The sequence below is a fragment of the Staphylococcus sp. HMSC62A08 genome (genome assembly GCF_001839105.1).
Taxonomy (GTDB): Bacteria; Bacillota; Bacilli; order Staphylococcales; family Staphylococcaceae; genus Staphylococcus; species Staphylococcus caprae.
Window position 1 is genome coordinate 15,930 of sequence record NZ_KV840052.1, and the last position, 18,499, is coordinate 34,428.

General features: G+C 33.0%; 18 protein-coding genes. 10 read left to right on the forward strand and 8 right to left on the reverse strand.

The annotated features are described in order from the left end of the window. Positions 1-333 precede the first annotated feature (333 nt). Positions 334-2,265, reverse strand: a complete 1,932-nt coding sequence (locus tag HMPREF3264_RS10800) for an ABC-F family ATP-binding cassette domain-containing protein (protein ID WP_070873315.1) — start codon at positions 2,263-2,265, stop codon at positions 334-336. A gap of 358 nt (positions 2,266-2,623) precedes the next feature. On the opposite strand from HMPREF3264_RS10800, the gene HMPREF3264_RS10805 reads away from it, so the two are divergent. The 6 genes from HMPREF3264_RS10805 (at position 2,624) to HMPREF3264_RS10830 (ending at position 8,491) form a co-directional block, all read left to right on the forward strand. Beyond that, positions 2,624-3,265, forward strand: coding sequence for a redox-sensing transcriptional repressor Rex (locus HMPREF3264_RS10805; protein WP_070873316.1), 642 nt, complete (start codon positions 2,624-2,626; stop codon positions 3,263-3,265). A gap of 89 nt (positions 3,266-3,354) precedes the next feature. Then, positions 3,355-3,642 carry a hypothetical protein gene (locus HMPREF3264_RS10810; protein ID WP_070873317.1) on the forward strand — a complete coding sequence of 96 codons (288 nt, stop codon included), beginning with the start codon at positions 3,355-3,357 and terminating at the stop codon, positions 3,640-3,642. A gap of 273 nt (positions 3,643-3,915) precedes the next feature. Beyond that, positions 3,916-5,010 carry a YeeE/YedE family protein gene (locus HMPREF3264_RS10815; protein WP_070873318.1) on the forward strand — a complete coding sequence of 365 codons (1,095 nt, stop codon included), beginning with the start codon at positions 3,916-3,918 and terminating at the stop codon, positions 5,008-5,010. Between the two features lie 12 nt (positions 5,011-5,022). Beyond that, positions 5,023-5,247 (forward strand): sulfurtransferase TusA family protein, encoded by a 225-nt coding sequence (locus HMPREF3264_RS10820; protein ID WP_002445323.1) that lies wholly within the window; start codon positions 5,023-5,025, stop codon positions 5,245-5,247. Between the two features lie 178 nt (positions 5,248-5,425). Continuing rightward, positions 5,426-6,676, forward strand: coding sequence for an ammonium transporter (locus HMPREF3264_RS10825; protein ID WP_044466874.1), 1,251 nt, complete (start codon positions 5,426-5,428; stop codon positions 6,674-6,676). Positions 6,677-7,015: 339 nt separating this feature from the next. Next, positions 7,016-8,491 (forward strand): sucrose-6-phosphate hydrolase, encoded by a 1,476-nt coding sequence (locus tag HMPREF3264_RS10830; RefSeq protein WP_070873319.1) that lies wholly within the window; start codon positions 7,016-7,018, stop codon positions 8,489-8,491. A gap of 72 nt (positions 8,492-8,563) precedes the next feature. Here HMPREF3264_RS10830 and agrA read toward each other — a convergent pair whose 3' ends face one another. From agrA to HMPREF3264_RS10850, 4 genes are read right to left on the reverse strand one after another with little or no spacing between them, the layout of a single operon-like run. Beyond that, complete coding sequence (agrA, locus tag HMPREF3264_RS10835) at positions 8,564-9,280, reverse strand: quorum-sensing response regulator AgrA (RefSeq protein WP_002445329.1); 717 nt, start codon at positions 9,278-9,280, stop codon at positions 8,564-8,566. Between the two features lie 14 nt (positions 9,281-9,294). Beyond that, a complete protein-coding gene (gene agrC, locus HMPREF3264_RS10840) occupies positions 9,295-10,590 on the reverse strand; it encodes a quorum-sensing sensor histidine kinase AgrC (protein ID WP_070873320.1) in 1,296 nt (431 codons plus the stop codon). Between the two features lie 22 nt (positions 10,591-10,612). After that, positions 10,613-10,753, reverse strand: coding sequence for a cyclic lactone autoinducer peptide AgrD (gene agrD / locus HMPREF3264_RS10845; RefSeq protein ID WP_070873321.1), 141 nt, complete (start codon positions 10,751-10,753; stop codon positions 10,613-10,615). A 6-nt stretch (positions 10,754-10,759) separates the two neighbouring features. After that, the gene (locus HMPREF3264_RS10850; RefSeq protein WP_070873322.1) at positions 10,760-11,323 is read right to left on the reverse strand and encodes an accessory gene regulator AgrB; all 564 of its coding nucleotides are present in this window, start codon (positions 11,321-11,323) and stop codon (positions 10,760-10,762) included. 316 nt (positions 11,324-11,639) lie between these two features. Here HMPREF3264_RS10850 and HMPREF3264_RS12500 point away from each other — a divergent pair, with 316 nt between their 5' ends. Further along, positions 11,640-11,717: a delta-lysin family phenol-soluble modulin gene (locus HMPREF3264_RS12500; RefSeq protein WP_080981464.1), complete on the forward strand. Its 78-nt coding sequence runs from the start codon at positions 11,640-11,642 to the stop codon at positions 11,715-11,717. Between the two features lie 370 nt (positions 11,718-12,087). Here HMPREF3264_RS12500 and HMPREF3264_RS10855 read toward each other — a convergent pair whose 3' ends face one another. Further along, positions 12,088-12,873, reverse strand: coding sequence for a carbon-nitrogen family hydrolase (locus HMPREF3264_RS10855; protein ID WP_070873323.1), 786 nt, complete (start codon positions 12,871-12,873; stop codon positions 12,088-12,090). Between the two features lie 101 nt (positions 12,874-12,974). Then, the gene (locus HMPREF3264_RS10860) at positions 12,975-13,601 is read right to left on the reverse strand and encodes a nitroreductase family protein (RefSeq protein ID WP_070873324.1); all 627 of its coding nucleotides are present in this window, start codon (positions 13,599-13,601) and stop codon (positions 12,975-12,977) included. A gap of 189 nt (positions 13,602-13,790) precedes the next feature. Between HMPREF3264_RS10860 and HMPREF3264_RS10865 the strand changes: the two genes are divergently transcribed. After that, positions 13,791-15,305 (forward strand): SdrH family protein, encoded by a 1,515-nt coding sequence (locus HMPREF3264_RS10865; protein ID WP_070873371.1) that lies wholly within the window; start codon positions 13,791-13,793, stop codon positions 15,303-15,305. Between the two features lie 56 nt (positions 15,306-15,361). Here the strand turns inward: HMPREF3264_RS10865 and mroQ are convergent, their stop codons facing one another. Continuing rightward, positions 15,362-16,105, reverse strand: a complete 744-nt coding sequence (mroQ, locus tag HMPREF3264_RS10870) for an intramembrane glutamic endopeptidase MroQ (protein ID WP_002445337.1) — start codon at positions 16,103-16,105, stop codon at positions 15,362-15,364. A 178-nt stretch (positions 16,106-16,283) separates the two neighbouring features. On the opposite strand from mroQ, the gene groES reads away from it, so the two are divergent. After that, a complete protein-coding gene (gene groES / locus HMPREF3264_RS10875) occupies positions 16,284-16,568 on the forward strand; it encodes a co-chaperone GroES (RefSeq protein WP_044466866.1) in 285 nt (94 codons plus the stop codon). A gap of 69 nt (positions 16,569-16,637) precedes the next feature. Beyond that, the gene (gene groL / locus HMPREF3264_RS10880; protein WP_070873325.1) at positions 16,638-18,257 is read left to right on the forward strand and encodes a chaperonin GroEL; all 1,620 of its coding nucleotides are present in this window, start codon (positions 16,638-16,640) and stop codon (positions 18,255-18,257) included. The last annotated feature ends 242 nt before the right edge of the window (positions 18,258-18,499 follow it).

The window sequence follows — 18,499 nt, forward strand, 5'->3', positions numbered from 1 at the left end:
CCCTTATGTATTTATATTTAAATTATTCCATAAATAAATTTTAGACTCAAACCTTCTTACTGAAATAAAAATGTCAATAGGGAACGTGCGTACTTATCAACAAAATGTGCGTAACTTGTGGATAAACACTGTTGAAAAGTGTGGATATAGGGGTGAATAACTCGAATGATTTAAAGGAAAAGTGTTAATTTACCTGTGGATAACTAGGATATCTCTGTGGATAGCCATCATATCCACGATAAACGGTGTGAATAATATTTGTGTAATAACATACTAAAAGACACTAAAAAGTAAGAAATTCTACTTCTCAGTGCCTTCGATGATATTAGTGATTTATAATTTTTCTTGTAATTCTTCCCATTCAAACATTACTTGTTCTAATTTTTGTTCGGTTTCATTTTTTTCTTCAGCTAATTCAGCAGCTTTAATAGGATCATTAAATACTTCCGGTTGCGTCAATTGTTCTTCAATATAAGAAATATGTGTTTCAAACGCTTCAATTTTAGCTTCGCATTGTTCAATTTGACGTTCTATTTTTCTTTGATCTCGTTTTTGTTGCTTTTGGTTCATATATGATGAAGGCTTTGTTGTGCTATTATTTTTCACATTTTCAGCATCATTTTTTAACTCTTGTTGTGCCTTTAATGCAGCAGCTTCTTCAGTTTTTTCAATGTAATATTGATAATCACCGAGATACATTTGTCCACCTTGATAATTGAGGTCAAATACTTTATTTGCAAGTTGATTAATAAAATATCGATCATGTGAGACGAAGATAATTGTTCCTTCAAAATGTTTTAATGCTTGTTCTAGCATTTCTTTAGAATCGATATCTAAGTGGTTGGTCGGTTCGTCGAGAATTAAGACATTATCTCTTTGTAGCATTAATAAAGCTAACTGCAAACGTGCTTTTTCGCCACCGGATAAGTCATTAATAATTTTCTTCACATCTTCTTGAACAAATAAGAAGCGACCTAGTACAGCTCGTACATCTTTTTCATTCATCGTAGGATATTGATCCCATACATAATCTAAAATTGTTTTATTCGATTTAAATTCTGCTTGTTTCTGATCATAATAACCAATTTGAAGATTTGCACCAAAGGTGATGCTACCGCCAAGATTGTCTTGTTTTTGGGCAATTGTTTTAATTAGCGTAGTCTTTCCAACACCATTAGGACCAATCACAGCTATATGATCGCCTTTAGAAACTTCAATATTAATGGGTTCAGTAATAGGAGCGTCATAACCAATTTTTAAATTTTTGATGTGCATGACATCATTTCCGGTATTTCTTTCAAAACCAAATTGTATATTCGCACTTCTTGCATCAATCATTGGTTTATCTATGCGTTCCATTTTTTCTAATGTTTTGCGACGACTCTTTGCCATACCACTGGTAGATGCGCGGGTAATATTTTTCTCTACGAATGTTTCTAAACGCTTAATTTCTTTTTGTTGTTTTTCGTATTCTTGCATACGCTTTTCATAATATTGATCGCGTTGTTCAATAAATTGTTCATAATTACCTACATAACGTTTCACATCTCCAAGTGCGACGTCATAAATTTGAGTGACGATTTTATCTAAGAAATATCTATCATGACTGATAATTACGATGGCACCTTTAAAATATTTTAAGTAGTCCTCTAACCATTTTGTAGTTTCTAAATCTAAATGGTTGGTTGGTTCATCAAGTAAGAGTAGGTCAGGCTCGTTTAACAACATTTGTGCAAGCGAGAGGCGTGTTTTTTGACCACCACTAAAATCATTAATAGGTTTATCAAAATCATTCTCAGTAAAGTTTAGGCCATGAAGTACGGTTTTAATTTTACTTTCATATTGATAACCTTCCAGTTGTTCAAAACGATTCGTTAGCGATTCATAACGTTCCATATGTTCTTGATATGTTTCTGATTCGTATTCATGTGTATGTTGTGCAAGCCAATCAGTTTCTTCCTTAATTAGACTTTCCATATTTTTGATATGTTCAAATGGTTTTGACATCTCTTCGAAAACGGTAGCCGTTGAATTAAGTGTCATTTGTTGGGTAAGATAACCTAATTTTAAATTCTTTATCTTAGAAATGTGACCACTATCATAACTTTCTACGCCAGCGATAATCTTCATAAGTGTAGACTTTCCAGCACCATTTCTACCAACAACACCGATTCTCTCACCGGTTTTAACTTCAAAGTCTACATCAGTAAATATATCTTCACCATCGAACGATTTAGAGATGTCATTAAGTTGTAAAAGTATCATTCGATTCTCACCTTTCTAATTCAATTAAATAGTTATAGACTATACATAAACAATAAGATTTCAAATTTTTTAATTTTGTGCGAATTTTTAATTGTTAAACTTTATTATTCTCCAAAATAAAATTCGCTTGCCTAAAGAGACCTTATGATTAAGCTTATAATTAACTCAATTATCTTTATTTTACAGCATTCCCGCATCACATGAAACTGGGATATTTATTTTTAAAAATCAATAATGTATAATATTTAAGTATTCATTGTAGGCAATTATTTGTATATTTAAACGCCTTACAACTTGCACGTTAAAATGTTTGAATACATAAATATATTTCATTCAAACTTTAAGGGGGACCTATGATATGCCAGAACACACTAAAATTCCTCGTGCTACATTAAAGCGTTTACCTTTGTACTATAGATTTGTAAGTACATTAAAATCTAAGGGTATTGACCGTGTGAATTCCAAAGCAATTAGTGAAGCTTTACAAATAGATTCAGCAACAATACGTCGTGATTTTTCATATTTTGGCGAATTGGGTAAAAAGGGTTATGGTTATAACGTTGATAGTATGCTTGAGTTTTTTAAATCAGAGATTAGTGAAAGTGACGAAATCAAAATTGCGATTGTAGGCGTAGGTAACTTAGGCCGTGCATTACTTACGTATAATTTCTCAATTCATGATGAAATGACAATTACTGAAGCGTTTGATATTAATGAAGATGTAATTGGAGAACAAGTTGGTAAAGTTGTAGTTAAACATAATAATGAGATTCAATCTAGATTAGCAGCTGAAGAAATCGATGTCGTTATTTTAACTACGCCTGAAAATGTAGCACAACAAGTTACTGATCAACTTGTAGAAGCGGGCGTCAAAGGGATACTTAACTTCACTCCAAGTCGAATCAAGACACCACAACATGTACAAGTTCATCACATCGATTTAGGTATTGAACTACAATCATTATTATTCTTTATGAAAAATTACAGTAATGGCAATTAATACATTGATAAGCATCCGTTAAAGGGTGCTTTTTTGTTATGAAAAAAATGATATAGTATACATAATCATACAAAGGGGTGCACGCAAAAATGAGAGTTGAAGCAAATTGTAGTTATAAAGCACACATACCTCAAATGTTAACTGTTCCAGGAAAATTAATATTAGATGATCATACAATAATATTTAAAGCTTATGGCAAAGATCATACACCATTTGACTTGCAGTTTGATACTGACAAAGTTGTTCGATATAAGCAATCTAAAGGCTTGTTAGGTGGTAAATTATTCATTTATTACAATGACCATGAGTGGTATAAGTTTAGACATTTTTCAAAAGAGGATTTAAAAGCAATCAATGTAGTATTGAAAATAAATTAATTTCTAAAAATATAGTAAAAACCATTGATAATCCGAGAAAAATTAGTAATTCAAATTATATGCGTATGCTTCCCTAGGGTGCCGTCTCCGTCTGTAGTCTTCGACTGGCATTTCTCCCTCGGGATTTAGTGCATATATTTTTGAAGTTTATTGAAAATAAAGTTATTTAATCTGTATGGGCTCTAATTTTAAAAGTCAAAAAATGATAAGTTTGCAAAAATTGAAAATTTCCATTATAATACCTTATTATTTATATCGGAAATAGGTGATTAAATGACTTGGATGATAATTAGTGGACTCATCGTCGGTGTGTTACTAGGATTTGTAATGCAACGTACAAGATTCTGTCTCGCAGGCGGGTTCAGAGATATGTATGTTCAAAAAAGTAATAAAATGTTCTATGCCTTACTGGTAGCAATCACAGTTCAGAGTATAGGGCTACTCATATTGACAAGCTTTGGAGCTATTAAAGTGCCGACTCATACATTTCCTGTAGTTGGAACCATTATAGGTTCGTTTATCTTCGGCATAGGTATAGTACTCGCAGGTGGATGTGCCACTGGAACGTGGTATCGTGCTGGTGAAGGACTCATAGGTAGTTGGGTTGCCCTCATCTTATACGCAGTGACTTCTGCAATTACAAAAACGGGTGTATTACTTCCATTGATGAATGTAATCAATCGACCTACTAACGTGAATGCGAGTGTAAGTCATTCAACAGGCATTCCGAACTGGGTACTTGTTTTAATTTTAACAGTGATTACAATCACTTTAGTTGTAAGAACTATACGTAAACCTAAGGTAATGGTGCCTAAATTAAAGCAAAAGCATACGGGTATTCGACATTATTTATTCGAAAGAAGATACCATCCATTTGTTGCAGGCATTGTTGTAGGTTTAATCGCACTACTTGCATGGCCAATGAGCGAATCCACTGGTCGTCCTTATGGACTTGGGATTACGACACCATCTGCTAATTTAATAAACTTTTTAGTCTCAGGTAATTCTAAATTTATCGATTGGGGCGTACTTTTAGTACTTGGTATCTTTGTAGGTTCTTATATCGCCGCAAGAGGTTCAAAAGAATTTAAATGGCGCCTTCCAGATAAAAAGACCATTCGTAATAGTGCCTTCGGTGGAATACTGATGGGGTTTGGTGCATCTGTAGCTGGAGGTTGTTCAATCGGTAACGGCCTTGTAGAAACTGCCACAATGAGTTGGCAAGGATGGATAGGCTTAGGATCAATGATTATTGGAGTATGGTTTATGAGTTACTTTATTTTCGTTAAACCTATGAAAAGGTTGCAACAAACGACAAATAATAAATCTCAAAATAATACAGTAAGTCAACGTACTCAAACGACATAAGGAGGTTATTCTATGGTACATGAATTAGGTACAGTAGGTATGGTATGTCCATTCCCACTTATAGAAGCACAAAAGAAAATGCAAGAATTAAATCAAGGCGATGAATTAAAAATAGACTTTGACTGTACACAAGCTACTGAAGCTTTGCCTAATTGGGCGGCTGAAAATGGCTACCCAGTAACGAATTATGAACAATTAGATGATGCTTCATGGACAATCACTGTTCAGAAAGCTTAAATCATATATGAAGTGAGGCTAGCGGAATCGTGTGATTTCGCTAGCTTTTTTGTATCGTTTCAATACAATTATATCAGTTAGAATGTTAAATAAACTTACGCCACGTGTAATATTACCTTACCGATTTTTGCGCTTCCATCAATCACTCATTATGATGTTGATAAAGGAAGTGGTAAGAATGAATATGGATGATACAATTTTCCTATTTTTATGTACATTATTAGTTTGGTTAATGACTCCAGGTCTTAGTTTATTTTATGGAGGACTTGTCCAATCGAAGAATGCATTAAATACAGTTATGCAAAGTATGGCAGCAATTGTTATTGTCACATTCACATGGATGATTATTGGTTTTTCAATTAGTTTTGACCAAGGTAACGACTGGCTTGGTGGTTTTAAATTTCTAGGTTTAAATCACGTCGGTTTTGCAATTTCTAAAACTATTAGTCCACATGTCCCTCTCGCACTTTTCATGTTATTCCAAATGATGTTTTGTACTATCGCGGTTTCGATTTTATCAGGTTCTATAGCTGAAAAAATGAGATTTATCCCTTATCTTATTTTTGTTGGTTTATGGGTAGTATTTATTTATAGTCCAGTTGCACACTGGGTATGGGGTGGAGGCTGGATTAGTAAACTTGGTGCCATCGATTACGCTGGTGGAACAGTTGTACATATTACCTCAGGTGTGTCTGGTTTAATTTTAGGGATTATGATTGGGGTAGGAAAGAAACAAGAAAAGCATACGCCTCATAATTTACTCATTACGCTAATTGGAGGTATTTTAGTTTGGTTAGGTTGGTACGGATTCAATGTCGGCAGTGCGTTCACATTTGATCAAATCGCGATGGTATCGTTTGTCAATACTGTCATCGCTGCAAGTGCCGGTGCATTTGGCTGGTTGATTTTAGAATATGCTTTGAAAAAGACAACAAGTCTATTAGGCCTTTTATCTGGTGCACTTTCTGGGCTTGTAGCCATTACTCCAGCTGCAGGTTATGTCAATTATCTTAGTGCAGTCATTATCGCTGTAATTGGTGGTATCGGATGCTACGTTGTTATCAATTTAATTAAAGTGAAATTACAATATAACGATGCGCTCGATGCGTTTGGTATTCATGGCGTTGGAGGTGTGCTTGGTGCAGTACTTACAGGTGTCTTTCAGTCTCACAAGGTAAATGATGCCGTGGAAAATGGTCTCATATACACAGGCGATTTCAAAGTTATTTTAATACAATTAGCAGCAGCGCTTGCCACTGTGGTATTCAGTGCAATTGTTACATACATGATTGCTAGAATAATTAAGTCATTTACACCATTAGCAACTACTGAAGAAGAAGACAAAACTGGACTCGATGCAATTGTTCATGGTGAAAAAGCCTACTTCTATGGTGAATTAAATAAATTTAATCGTCGTATGAAATTCTAGTCCAACATATAGAAAGTTAATCTCACTCACTTATCATGTCGATATCATTTGAACTATCACTCAACTAATTTATTCAATTATTTAAAGTGGTTATATGTGATGAAATATGTTCAAGTTAATACATACATGATAGGTGAGTTTTCTTTTGAAAAATATTTCCGATATCGCTAAGTGCGTAGATGTATTTAAACGTATCGTTTCCAGATTTTTGAATGTCGATTCATTTTCCATAAAATTCTCATGATTAAAACTAAAAATCTACATCTATATACGTAGCTCATATGTTAAAATATTAAAGTTAAGAAGAAAGCAAAATGAGTTGAGAGTAGGAGTGAAAACATGGCGGAATGGACACGTGAAGCACGTTATCAACGTATAGAAGATGTTGATACAGAGACGTTTATGGAACTAAAAAAACGAGTCGATGCTTCTCCATACAGACAGACATATCATATTCAGCCTGAAACAGGATTGCTAAATGATCCTAACGGCCTTATCTATTATGATGGGCGTTATTACATATCACATCAGTGGTTCCCATTAGGAGCAGTACATGGACTTAAATATTGGTTTAATTATACCAGTGATGATTTGGTACACTTTGAATCTCAAGGGCCTATACTAGAGCCGGATACGAAATATGACAGTCACGGTGTGTATAGCGGTAGTGCCTTCGAATATAATGGTCATCTCTATTATATGTATACTGGTAATCATCGCGACCATCATTGGAATCGTGTATCTAGTCAAATGATTGCCCGACTTAAAGAAGACGGTACCGTAGAGAAATTTCCTAAGCCGGTTATTCATGGTCAACCAGAGGGTTACACAAGTCATTTCAGAGATCCTAAAGTATTTGAAAAGGACGATAAACTATATGCGATATTAGGCGCCCAAACCAATAATGAACAAGGTCGATTGGTCTTATATCGTAGTGAAGATGTTGTGAATTGGACATTCTTAGGTGAGATTCAAACAGATTTAAGTCAATTCGGATATATGTGGGAATGTCCAGATTATTTCGAGTTAGACGGTCATGATGTTATACTTTTCTGCCCACAAGGGGTTGAAGCGGAAGGTGAAAAGTATCGAAATATTTATCAATCAGGTTATATGATAGGGAATTTAGATATTGAAAATATGACATTTGACCATCAAGCGTTTCAAGAATTAGATAGAGGATTTGATTTCTATGCACCGCAAACTTTTGTGGATAAACATGGAAAACGCATATTAATTGGTTGGATGGGACTACCAGACATTGATTATCCAACTGATTCTGAAGGATGGGCGCATTGTTTAACAATTCCTCGAGAACTCACAATAGAAAATGGTAAATTAAAGCAACGTCCACTCAAGGCGTTAGAAACTTTAAGAACGAATAAAGAAACTGCTTTGGGCTATGCAAATAAATTTAATCGCAAATTGCATCCTTACGAAGGAAAGCAATATGAAATGATTATTGATATTTTGGAGAATGATGCAACAGAAGTATATTTCGAATTAAGAAGTTCAAGAAATGAATCCACACTTATTATTTATAATCAACGTGAAAATACTATTACGCTTGATCGTTCTGATAGTGGTTTATTGCCAACAAATGTAGCCGGGACAACACGCACAACTAGGTTAGATACACCTCTCAATCAATTACACATCTTTGTCGATACTTCAAGTATTGAAATATTCTGTAATGATGGGGAACGTGTGTTAACTTCAAGAATTTTCCCAAGTGAAAATGCGACAGGTATCAAAGCATCCACAGAATCAGGACAAGTTTATTTACAATTTACGAAATACGAATTAAAGAAATAATTCGATTACAATGAAGAAACCCAGCTTTCGCAACTGATGGAGATGAGAAAGCTGGGTTTCATTATGTGTGTATTAGATTTTTTTGACATTACGTACGGACGCGAAACAATTTTCGCCATTTTTAAAGTAAACCATACGCTCTTTAGAATCAATGGATTCAATATTATGCCGATTAACAACAAAACTATTGTGACATCTAAAGAAGCGATCATCGAGTTGCGCTAATTCTTTCAAATTACCATAAAACTCAATTTGGCGATTATCTAAATGCGCAATGAGTCGGTGTGACTTTGTAGATGATTCAAAGAACATAATATCATCATATTGAACATAAACTGAATTACTACCACGTTTTAATTCAATTGTTTCAACATTACTCTCTTTAGATAATAATTTAAGTCGTGTATGTGCCGTTTCAAGACAATCAATAATTCTTGTCTTTAGCTCTGAAGGGTCATCTTTGAAAATAAAATCCATAGCAGCCACTTTATAAACGAAAGTTAAATAAGTGAGTTCACTATGACTTGTAACAAAGATAATATTGCCTACAGGATCATGTTTACGGATTTCACTACCTAATTTGATGCCATTCATATCAGCTTCTAATTGAATATCTAAAAAATAACAACCAATATCATTCATTTCTTTAGATTGCTCAAGAACCTCATAAGGATCATCAGTTGCGAGCGCTAACTCCATCGGTTTTTCTTCAATCATAATATAATTTTTGATAATTGATGCCATATTTTCTCTTTGTCTTGGATCGTCTTCGCAAACGAATATCTTCATCTGTTATCACATCCTTATGCTTCGTTCTTAGTATTGATGATTTCTACTTTTTGAACAAAATAACCATTTTCGATAACGGTATCTAATAAAACATTTTCGTTTTCATCAGTCAGTTCTTTAAGCGTAGATAAGCCTAAACCTCTGTTATCACCTTTCGTAGAAAAGCCTTCTTCAAATAATTCATGAATTTTAGGGGTATTATCGCTACATTTATTCATCACAATGAATGTAACAGATTCTTCGTTATCAATAAAGGCAATTCGTATAAGTGGATCTTCAAGTGCCTCTGATGCCTCAATGGCATTATCTATAATAATGCCTGTAATACGACTAAATTCAATCGTATTCATATCAATTTTATCTATTTCATCAGGTACTTCAATGCTGATAGGTATTTCTTTTTCTTGAGCTTGAAGAATTTTAGTTGTAATTAACCCTTTAATTTCTCTAACTTTTAATTTTTCAATCCCATTCAACTTGATTGAACGTGTCTTCATATTATCCTTGAGTGGAACAATTTGTTCATTAAAATACTTCTTAAGCCCTTGCATATCATCTTCACGAATAAACTCAGAAAGGGTAGAAAGAATATTGACATAATCATGACGGAACTTACGCATTTCATTATTAATACTCTCGATTCGCAAAGTGTATTCGTAATACGTTTCAATTTCCTCAAGATTACGTTTATATTTCATTTCACGAAGGGTAAATGAAGATAATACAAAAATAAGAATACTTAGAAATATTATTAAACCAACCAGGATAAAGGCATATAAACTAAGACTATCACTCGCACTCAAATCTGTTTGAGAGATTATGTAAAAGAAAACAAATGATAAAAATAAAACTACAGTTATTATGGTAATATAATTTTTATTTAGAGATAAGTATGATTCTCTAAGTTTTTTAAATAGAAATTTTAAAAAATAAGCTAATAAAATTGCAATAATCACGAAAGCTATGAAATGAATCATTAGTGAAATTGTATCGTTTTTAATAATTTTCCTAGTATATAAGAATAAAGTTACTGATAAGTAATTAGTTAAATATAATACTAAATTACTAATTAAGACTGCTAAAAAGGAATATAACTTAATTTTTTTATAAAAGAATAAAAATAAGATTATAACTAATACAGGCAGAATTTTATTATTAAAAAAATAAAACATAATAACAGAAAGGATTATTATCACGCTAGTGAATAAATAATCCTTAAAATTGAATTTGATATCTAAAATAATTTTAATAATAAGAAATAATAATAGTGTTTGCACGCCTGCAAATGGAAGATAGTTTAAAGCGTCCATTCATAACACACTTTCTAATTATTTATTCATAAATCTTTGTTAATTCTTTAGGTACTTCAGGTTCATCGTAATATAGTTGACATGGATTTGCACCCGCTACAAATCCGATAAATTCAAAAATTAAAGTGAAAAATTTTAAAAATAGATTAAATAATCCTTCCATAATAAATTAATCCTCCTTAGGAAAAAATATAGGTAATAATGTTAAAGATTCTAAAAAGATGCCAAATAATATTAATCTATTTATTGGCTCTGGAGTTATTAATGAAATAACTGTAATGATACTATATAAAACAATGGAGAGTATTTTTTTTCTCTTTAATAATCTGTTAGGTATAGGTTGCTTTTTAGTAGCTGCTGGAGCGTATTTAAATACAATAATAAGACCAATTGATGCCAATAATAATAAAAATAAATAGCTGACACTAAATTTTATTATTAATACAGGAAAGAAAATAAAAAGAATTACATTCTGTATATGACACAATAAAGAAGACTTTGCGTGCGCCCCATGAGCATTACTTCTTATTAAAAAGTAACTTAAATGTGTTATAAGTGTGTAAATCAATGTGTGGAAAATCAATGTTAACCCGTAAACAACTATTGTTTTTTCAATATTACTTGCAACAACTTGCATACCTAAACGAACTTTTAAAAATTGTATATAATCTAAATTATTTTTTCTTCGTAGGTAGTTAGCAAATTGTTCAATTTTTTCATCAATTATTTTCACTTATCTACTACTCTCCTCATAATTCATTATACAATTTTGTGCAACTCATTTTAAGAAATATGCCTAACTGTTATATAAATATACCTAAGTGTTATTTTTAATTCCTAAGTGATATTTTAGCATAAAAAAATTTACAGTTACGTATGTTTTTTTGCGAGTTAAGAAATATTTGTTTCATTATGTATAATGCATGTTTTAATAGACTCATATCACAGAGATGTGATGGAAAGATAGTTGAAAAATTTGCTTAATCTTAACTGAATGATTTTCCCTAATCATTCAAATCCATTATTTAGTCGGAAGGAGTGAAGTTGACATGGCATCAGATATCATTTCTACAATCAGTGATTTAATCAAATGGATCATTGATACAGTTAAAAAATTCAAAAAATAAGTTTTGAATTTTTCATTGTAACTTTGTTTTCTTCGTATAGTATGACTAAGAAATGGATTGTTAAGCCATCCCAACTTAACAATCCAGAATTCTTGAATAGCAAGTGAGCAACATTTGCTATAAAGCTGTAGTTTCCTTGGACTCAGTGTTACGTATTATTCTTAGCTACCTTTAATTAGGTAATTATTTCTAGCATGTAAGCTATCGTAAACAACATTCAATTTATCATTAATAAAATAGATAAATTCACTAAAATTTTTTCATAATTAATAACATCCCCAAAAAATAGATTGAAAAAATAACTGTAAAAACATTCCCTTAATAATAAGTTATCAAAGCCGTGAGTCCCTCCCAAGCTCACGGCTTATTTTTATTTGTATAAATGAGGTTTTAAATTCTTGAAGACAGGAATAGTTTCTCGCTGTTTATCCACTAATTCTAGGTCTATTGTAGTTGTAAGTATACCTTCGTCATTTCCCAATTCTTGTATGATTTCTCCATTAGGGTTAATTACTGTAGAGTAACCTGCATATTCAGTATTTCCATCATTGCCACAACCATTTGCCGCTACAACGTACATATCATTTTCAATTGCTCTTGCTTTGAGGAGTGAAAGCCAATGATTAAGTCTAGCACTTGGCCATTGAGCTACATAGAATGCGATTTTAGCACCGCTTTTAGCAGGATATCTTAATAATTCTGGAAATCTTAAGTCATAACAGATAATTTGAGTTGCTAGTGTTCCGTCTGATAATTTGAAAGGCTCAGGCATGATATTTCCATCTGAAAGAAATTCTGGTTCTCTTAACATTGGCACAAGATGTACTTTGTCATATTCATTAATTAATTCGCCGTCTTTATTGACTGAAAATGCCGTATTGTATACATTTTCATTTTTAATATTAGAAACAGATCCAGCGACAATATCTACATTAAATTCCTTAGCAAGTTGAGATATAAATGGAAAACTTCTTTTTAAATTAGTGTCAGATTTATCTTCAAGTTCTTCTAACGCATAACCGTTATTCCACATTTCAGGTAAAACAACGACATCAGTATCATCATCTAAGTATTCATTAAACCAATTTGTGATTTTAGTTTCATTTTCTTCCGTATTACCGTAAGCCACGTGAAATTGAAAAAGTTGAATTTTCATATTCTTCACTCCTCATTTGAGTTTATCTATAAGATACTAAAGTTATCTATTAAACGCAAAAAGGCGCCTGTGGTTGATTTACACAGACGCTAACTCAAAGATTATTTTTTTACGATAAAACGATCTTCGATAGGTTTAATTTCTTTTTCTTTAGCTTCTTCACGTACATCACCGAAAGGCATTTGTGCAATTAATTTCCAAGTTTTAGGAATATCGAATTCACTTGCAGTTGCTTCATCCACGATTGGATTGTAGTGTTGTAAAGAAGCGCCAATACCTTGTGTAGCCAATGCAGTCCATATAGCGTATTGATGCATAGCATTTGCTTGATTAGACCAGATTTCAAAATTCTCATAGAAATTAGGCATTTTATCTTGTAAAGCGTTAATCACACTTTGATCTTCATAATAAAGAATTGTGCCATGTGAATGTTTAAAATTATCAATTTTTTGTCGAGTTGGTTCAAAATTTCTATCTTGTCCCATTGTTTCTTTCAGTATTGACTTTGTTGTTTCCCAAAACTTTTCATTTTTATCATTTAAAAGTAAAACGATTCTCGTAGATTGTGAGTTGAATGCTGAAGGTACGTGTTTAACAGCATGTGAAATAATTTTTTCAAGTTCTTCATCACTTATAGAAATCGATTTTTCTAAATTATAAATCGTTCTTCTACTTTCAATTGCTTCACTAAATGTTGGTTCTTTTTCATTTTTATTTAAAAAGCCCATTTTAAAATACTCCTTTGTTTATGATGTATATTCACTATAATAATTATACTTTTCAAAGTAAACAAATAATTACTATGAAGTTTCAACTATATTAATATTCATTTTCAAAAGACTTATTTAAATGCAAAAGTCTTTTATTTTATATATACTAAGGATGATAAGAAAAAGAAAAGGGGAGGTGATTGGGTGATGAAAAATATTAAATTAAAGCATTCGTTTGTATTAACAGGCTTTGCCTTTATGCTAAGTACGTCTATGTTAGATCATCAAGCTCACGCAGCTGAAAATGAAATCGCAAACCATGCAAATTCTAATACGGAATTGAATCATACTGACTCTGTCAATTCATCTTCTAATGATGATACACTAAAACCTCAAAACAATATAAATGACGTTTCTACTTCTGAAAATGAAAGTGCAGATAATTCTGATGCAAATACAACGAGTGAGGTAAATTCAGATTTGGATTCTGACAGCGATTCAGATTCCGATAGCGATGCAGATTCTGATCATAATTCCGATAGTGATTCAGACAGTCATTCAGACTCAGATTCAGACAGTGACTCCGATTCTGATCAAGGTTCCGATTCCGGTAGTGATTCCGATTCAGATAGTGACTCAGGCTCCGATTCAGACCACAGTTCGGACTCAGATCACGGTTCAGACTCAGATAGCGATTCGGGTTCTGACCATGGTTCAGACTCAGATCAAGGTTCGGATTCCGACAGCGATTCCGATTCAGATAGCGGCTCCGACTCCAATCACGGTTCAGATCATGACCACTCATCAGATAGTGGCGGGCATCATCCAGGTGGTGGTGATTCAGGATCTCATGGAAATAATAACCATGGTTCAAACGGTTCGGATGGTAACAACAATAATGGTCATTCCAATCATGGTTCATCAGGTAACTCACATGGGTCTCACCAGAATAATCCAAATCAACCACCTAAATCTGATAACAATAATGGAGGAACGGATAGTCCAGGGAATGGAAACTATGGAAGCCATAATAGTAATAATGATAGTGGCCCTCCATATAAAAGAAACCCGAACACAAACAATAGTTCAGACTATCCACAATCGAATCATCAATCGCAGCACTATGATCGTAATCAATTTATTTGGAATAGATCAGGTTCAGCCGTAAATCACAATCATTATAATACTAGTAATGAAAAAACTGACGACAACTCTATTCTGAACCGTTTTAAAAATTTAGCGAGTGGTGCGTATAAATACAATCCATTTTTAATTAACCAAGTGAGAAATTTAAACACTGAAAATGGGGAAATTACTGATAGTGATATTTACAGTTTATTTAGAAAACAAAATTTTAGTGGGAATGAGTATTTAAATTCTTTACAAAAAGGGTCTAACTATTTTAGATTCCAATATTTTAATCCATTAAATGCTAGTAAATATTATGAAAATCTAGATGAGCAAGTTTTAGCACTTATCACTGGCGAAATCGGTTCAATGCCAGATTTGAAAAAACCTACTGATAAAGAGGATTCAAATCATAGTGCCTTTAAAAATCACAGCGAAGATCAAATCACAACCAATGATGAAGAACAAACGGATGACTATAAAAATAAGAAGAAATTTAATCGCACCCTCATTACACTAAGTAGTGTGATTGTTGTCATATTTGCAGGTGTAGTAGGTATGTTCTTATATAATAGAAAGAACAATCAACAATAACAAAGAAAGCATCTAATCATGTACGATCCACAACATTATACATGATTAGATGCTCTTTATTTTAAAATAAAATGTAGAATAAAGTTTGCTTGTTCTTGAGCTTTCTTCAACGCATCGCCACCAAACACTTGCATCAGTACCACTGTACCATTTTGCAACATATGAATACCGATTGGAACAGCAATCCGCTTAGTATATACATAAGCAATTGAAAATATCATACCCATACCAAAGTACATAGGAATGAATTTAAAATCGTTATGAGCTAAAGCAAAAATAAGCGAGCTGACTATCGAAGCAATGAGAAAGCTTACGACACGAGGCCCTTTAATAGCATTATATATTTCTCCGAAAAATACCTTTCTGAAGACAAATTCTTCCAATATTGGTCCTACAATAGAAATTAAAATAATGAATACAGGCATTTGTTTTGCGATTACCATTAAACGTTCTGTATTTGGACTCTTTTGAGGGCTACCATTAATTGCAAAGAAAATTAAACCCACAATCACTTGGTAGATCATAACGATACAGAAACCGAGCAATGCCCATGGCACAATATATCTTTTAGGTTCTTTTTTACTAGCTTCTAGTGTAGTAGGATTCTTTACCTTTAAATTGATTAAAATAATAATAACAGCAGCTAGAATAAATAAAGAAACTTGAGTATAAATCATAAATTGAGTGCTTTCTATTTTTGACATGTGACCGAGCCAATTGCTTCTAAGAATGAAACCAGGTAGCATTTGAGCCAAGCCATATATGAGCACCGTTAATAAAGATACCCAAAATCTTCTCATAACTTACCTCCATCTATATTTAAGTATAGTTTATTTTATCGTAAATAATTGTGATGTACAAAATTTAATCGGCTACCTTTTCACTTGAAAAGTTGACCAACTTTGATTAATATAAAAATTAGGTTAGCACTCTAATATTCTAAGTGCTAAATCACATGCGAATAAAGGAGGAACAATCATGCTTAAACCATTAGGAAATCGTGTGATTATTGAAAAGAAAGAGCAAGAACAAACAACTAAAAGTGGTATCGTGTTAACAGATAGCGCTAAAGAAAAATCAAATGAAGGTGTAATCATCGCAGTAGGTCAAGGACGTTTACTAGACAATGGTTCACGAGTTGCTCCTGAAGTAAGTGAAGGTGACACTGTCGTTTTCCAACAATACGCAGGTACAGAAGTTAAACGTGGTGACAATACTTACTTAGTTTTAAATGAAGAAGATATTTTAGCAGTAATTCAATAATTTTAAAAATAAATTTATAAACATTAAACGACTATCAAAGAATTTCTAAAATTGGAGGTATTATAAAATATGGCAAAAGATCTTAAATTCTCAGAAGACGCGCGTCAAGCGATGCTAAGAGGTGTAGATAAATTAGCAAACGCTGTAAAAGTGACGATTGGTCCTAAAGGACGCAATGTAGTATTAGATAAAGAATATACAACACCATTAATTACAAACGATGGGGTTACAATTGCTAAAGAAATTGAATTAGAAGACCCTTATGAAAATATGGGCGCAAAATTAGTGCAAGAAGTTGCTAATAAAACGAACGAAATCGCTGGTGACGGTACGACTACAGCGACTGTTTTAGCACAATCTATGATTCAAGAAGGCTTGAAAAACGTGACAAGCGGTGCCAATCCAGTTGGTTTAAGACAAGGCATCGACAAAGCAGTAAAAGTTGCTGTTGAAGCACTTCATGATATTTCTCAAAAAGTTGAAAATAAAAATGAAATTGCTCAAGTAGGTGCTATCTCAGCTGCAGATGAAGAAATCGGTCAATATATCTCAGAGGCAATGGATAAAGTAGGTAATGACGGAGTTATTACAATTGAAGAATCAAATGGCTTCAATACTGAATTAGAAGTTGTTGAAGGTATGCAATTTGACCGTAGTTACCAATCTCCATATATGGTTACAGATTCAGACAAAATGATTGCTGAATTAGAAAGACCTTACATTCTAGTAACTGATAAGAAAATTTCATCATTCCAAGATATTCTTCCTTTATTAGAACAAGTGGTTCAATCAAGTCGTCCGATTTTAATCGTGGCTGATGAGGTTGAAGGCGATGCATTAACTAATATCGTCTTAAACCGTATGCGTGGCACATTCGCAGCAGTTGCAGTTAAAGCACCTGGTTTTGGTGACCGTCGTAAAGCAATGTTAGAAGATTTAGCTATTTTAACAGGTGCACAAGTGATTACGGACGATTTAGGCTTAGAATTAAAAGATGCAACAATCGATATGTTAGGTTCAGCTAATAAAGTTGAAGTAACTAAAGATAATACAACTGTCGTTGATGGCGATGGTGATGAAAATAATATCGACGCACGTGTACGTCAAATCAAAGCTCAAATCGAAGAAACTGATTCAGACTTCGATAGAGAGAAATTACAAGAGCGTTTAGCTAAATTAGCCGGTGGTGTTGCAGTCATTAAAGTAGGTGCTGCAAGTGAAACTGAACTTAAAGAACGTAAATTACGTATTGAAGATGCGCTTAACTCTACTCGAGCTGCAGTTGAAGAAGGTATTGTTGCCGGTGGTGGTACTGCCTTAGTTAATATTTATAAAAAGGTAAGCGAAATCGAAGCAGAAGGCGACGTTGAAACAGGCGTAAATATCGTACTTAAAGCGCTTCAAGCTCCTGTACGTCAAATTGCTGAAAATGCTGGCTTAGAAGGCTCAATTATTGTAGAACGCTTGAAAAACGCAGACGCTGGTGTAGGCTTCAACGCTGCTACAAATGAATGGGTAAATATGCTAGAAGATGGTATTGTAGACCCTACGAAAGTTACTCGTTCAGCATTACAACACGCTGCAAGTGTTGCTGCAATGTTCTTAACAACTGAAGCGGTAGTCGCTACAATCCCTGAAAAAGACAATAACGATCAAGCAGGTATGGGCGGCATGCCAGGTATGATGTAATTGAATCAATGATTAATGATTAAAGTTTAGCTCCTTTCAAAGTGATGAATTCCCTTTGAAGGGAGATTTTTTGTATCATTTTTTTGAAAACGATGTCGAAACGAGTATTTTTATTTAAAATAATATATTATAATTAATTTAACTATAATGTTAGTGAGACGAGCATATATCAATTCATAATATTTACTATCGTTTCAATTTTTAAAAACGTTATTGTTCAATAATTTTAGGAGGATTTAACA

Coding starts and splice junctions, on each gene's coding strand:
- HMPREF3264_RS10830 (WP_070873319.1), top strand. CDS start 7,016: ATGGCGGAATGGACACGTGAAGCACGTTATCAACGTATAGAAGATGTT.
- HMPREF3264_RS10860 (WP_070873324.1), bottom strand. CDS start 13,601: ATGGGCTTTTTAAATAAAAATGAAAAAGAACCAACATTTAGTGAAGCA.
- HMPREF3264_RS10820 (WP_002445323.1), top strand. CDS start 5,023: ATGGTACATGAATTAGGTACAGTAGGTATGGTATGTCCATTCCCACTT.
- HMPREF3264_RS10805 (WP_070873316.1), top strand. CDS start 2,624: ATGCCAGAACACACTAAAATTCCTCGTGCTACATTAAAGCGTTTACCT.
- mroQ (WP_002445337.1), bottom strand. CDS start 16,105: ATGAGAAGATTTTGGGTATCTTTATTAACGGTGCTCATATATGGCTTG.
- groL (WP_070873325.1), top strand. CDS start 16,638: ATGGCAAAAGATCTTAAATTCTCAGAAGACGCGCGTCAAGCGATGCTA.
- HMPREF3264_RS10810 (WP_070873317.1), top strand. CDS start 3,355: ATGAGAGTTGAAGCAAATTGTAGTTATAAAGCACACATACCTCAAATG.
- HMPREF3264_RS10825 (WP_044466874.1), top strand. CDS start 5,426: ATGAATATGGATGATACAATTTTCCTATTTTTATGTACATTATTAGTT.
- HMPREF3264_RS10855 (WP_070873323.1), bottom strand. CDS start 12,873: ATGAAAATTCAACTTTTTCAATTTCACGTGGCTTACGGTAATACGGAA.
- HMPREF3264_RS10865 (WP_070873371.1), top strand. CDS start 13,791: ATGAAAAATATTAAATTAAAGCATTCGTTTGTATTAACAGGCTTTGCC.
- HMPREF3264_RS12500 (WP_080981464.1), top strand. CDS start 11,640: ATGGCATCAGATATCATTTCTACAATCAGTGATTTAATCAAATGGATC.
- agrD (WP_070873321.1), bottom strand. CDS start 10,753: ATGGAAGGATTATTTAATCTATTTTTAAAATTTTTCACTTTAATTTTT.
- HMPREF3264_RS10800 (WP_070873315.1), bottom strand. CDS start 2,265: ATGATACTTTTACAACTTAATGACATCTCTAAATCGTTCGATGGTGAA.
- HMPREF3264_RS10815 (WP_070873318.1), top strand. CDS start 3,916: ATGACTTGGATGATAATTAGTGGACTCATCGTCGGTGTGTTACTAGGA.
- agrA (WP_002445329.1), bottom strand. CDS start 9,280: ATGAAGATATTCGTTTGCGAAGACGATCCAAGACAAAGAGAAAATATG.
- groES (WP_044466866.1), top strand. CDS start 16,284: ATGCTTAAACCATTAGGAAATCGTGTGATTATTGAAAAGAAAGAGCAA.
- agrC (WP_070873320.1), bottom strand. CDS start 10,590: ATGGACGCTTTAAACTATCTTCCATTTGCAGGCGTGCAAACACTATTA.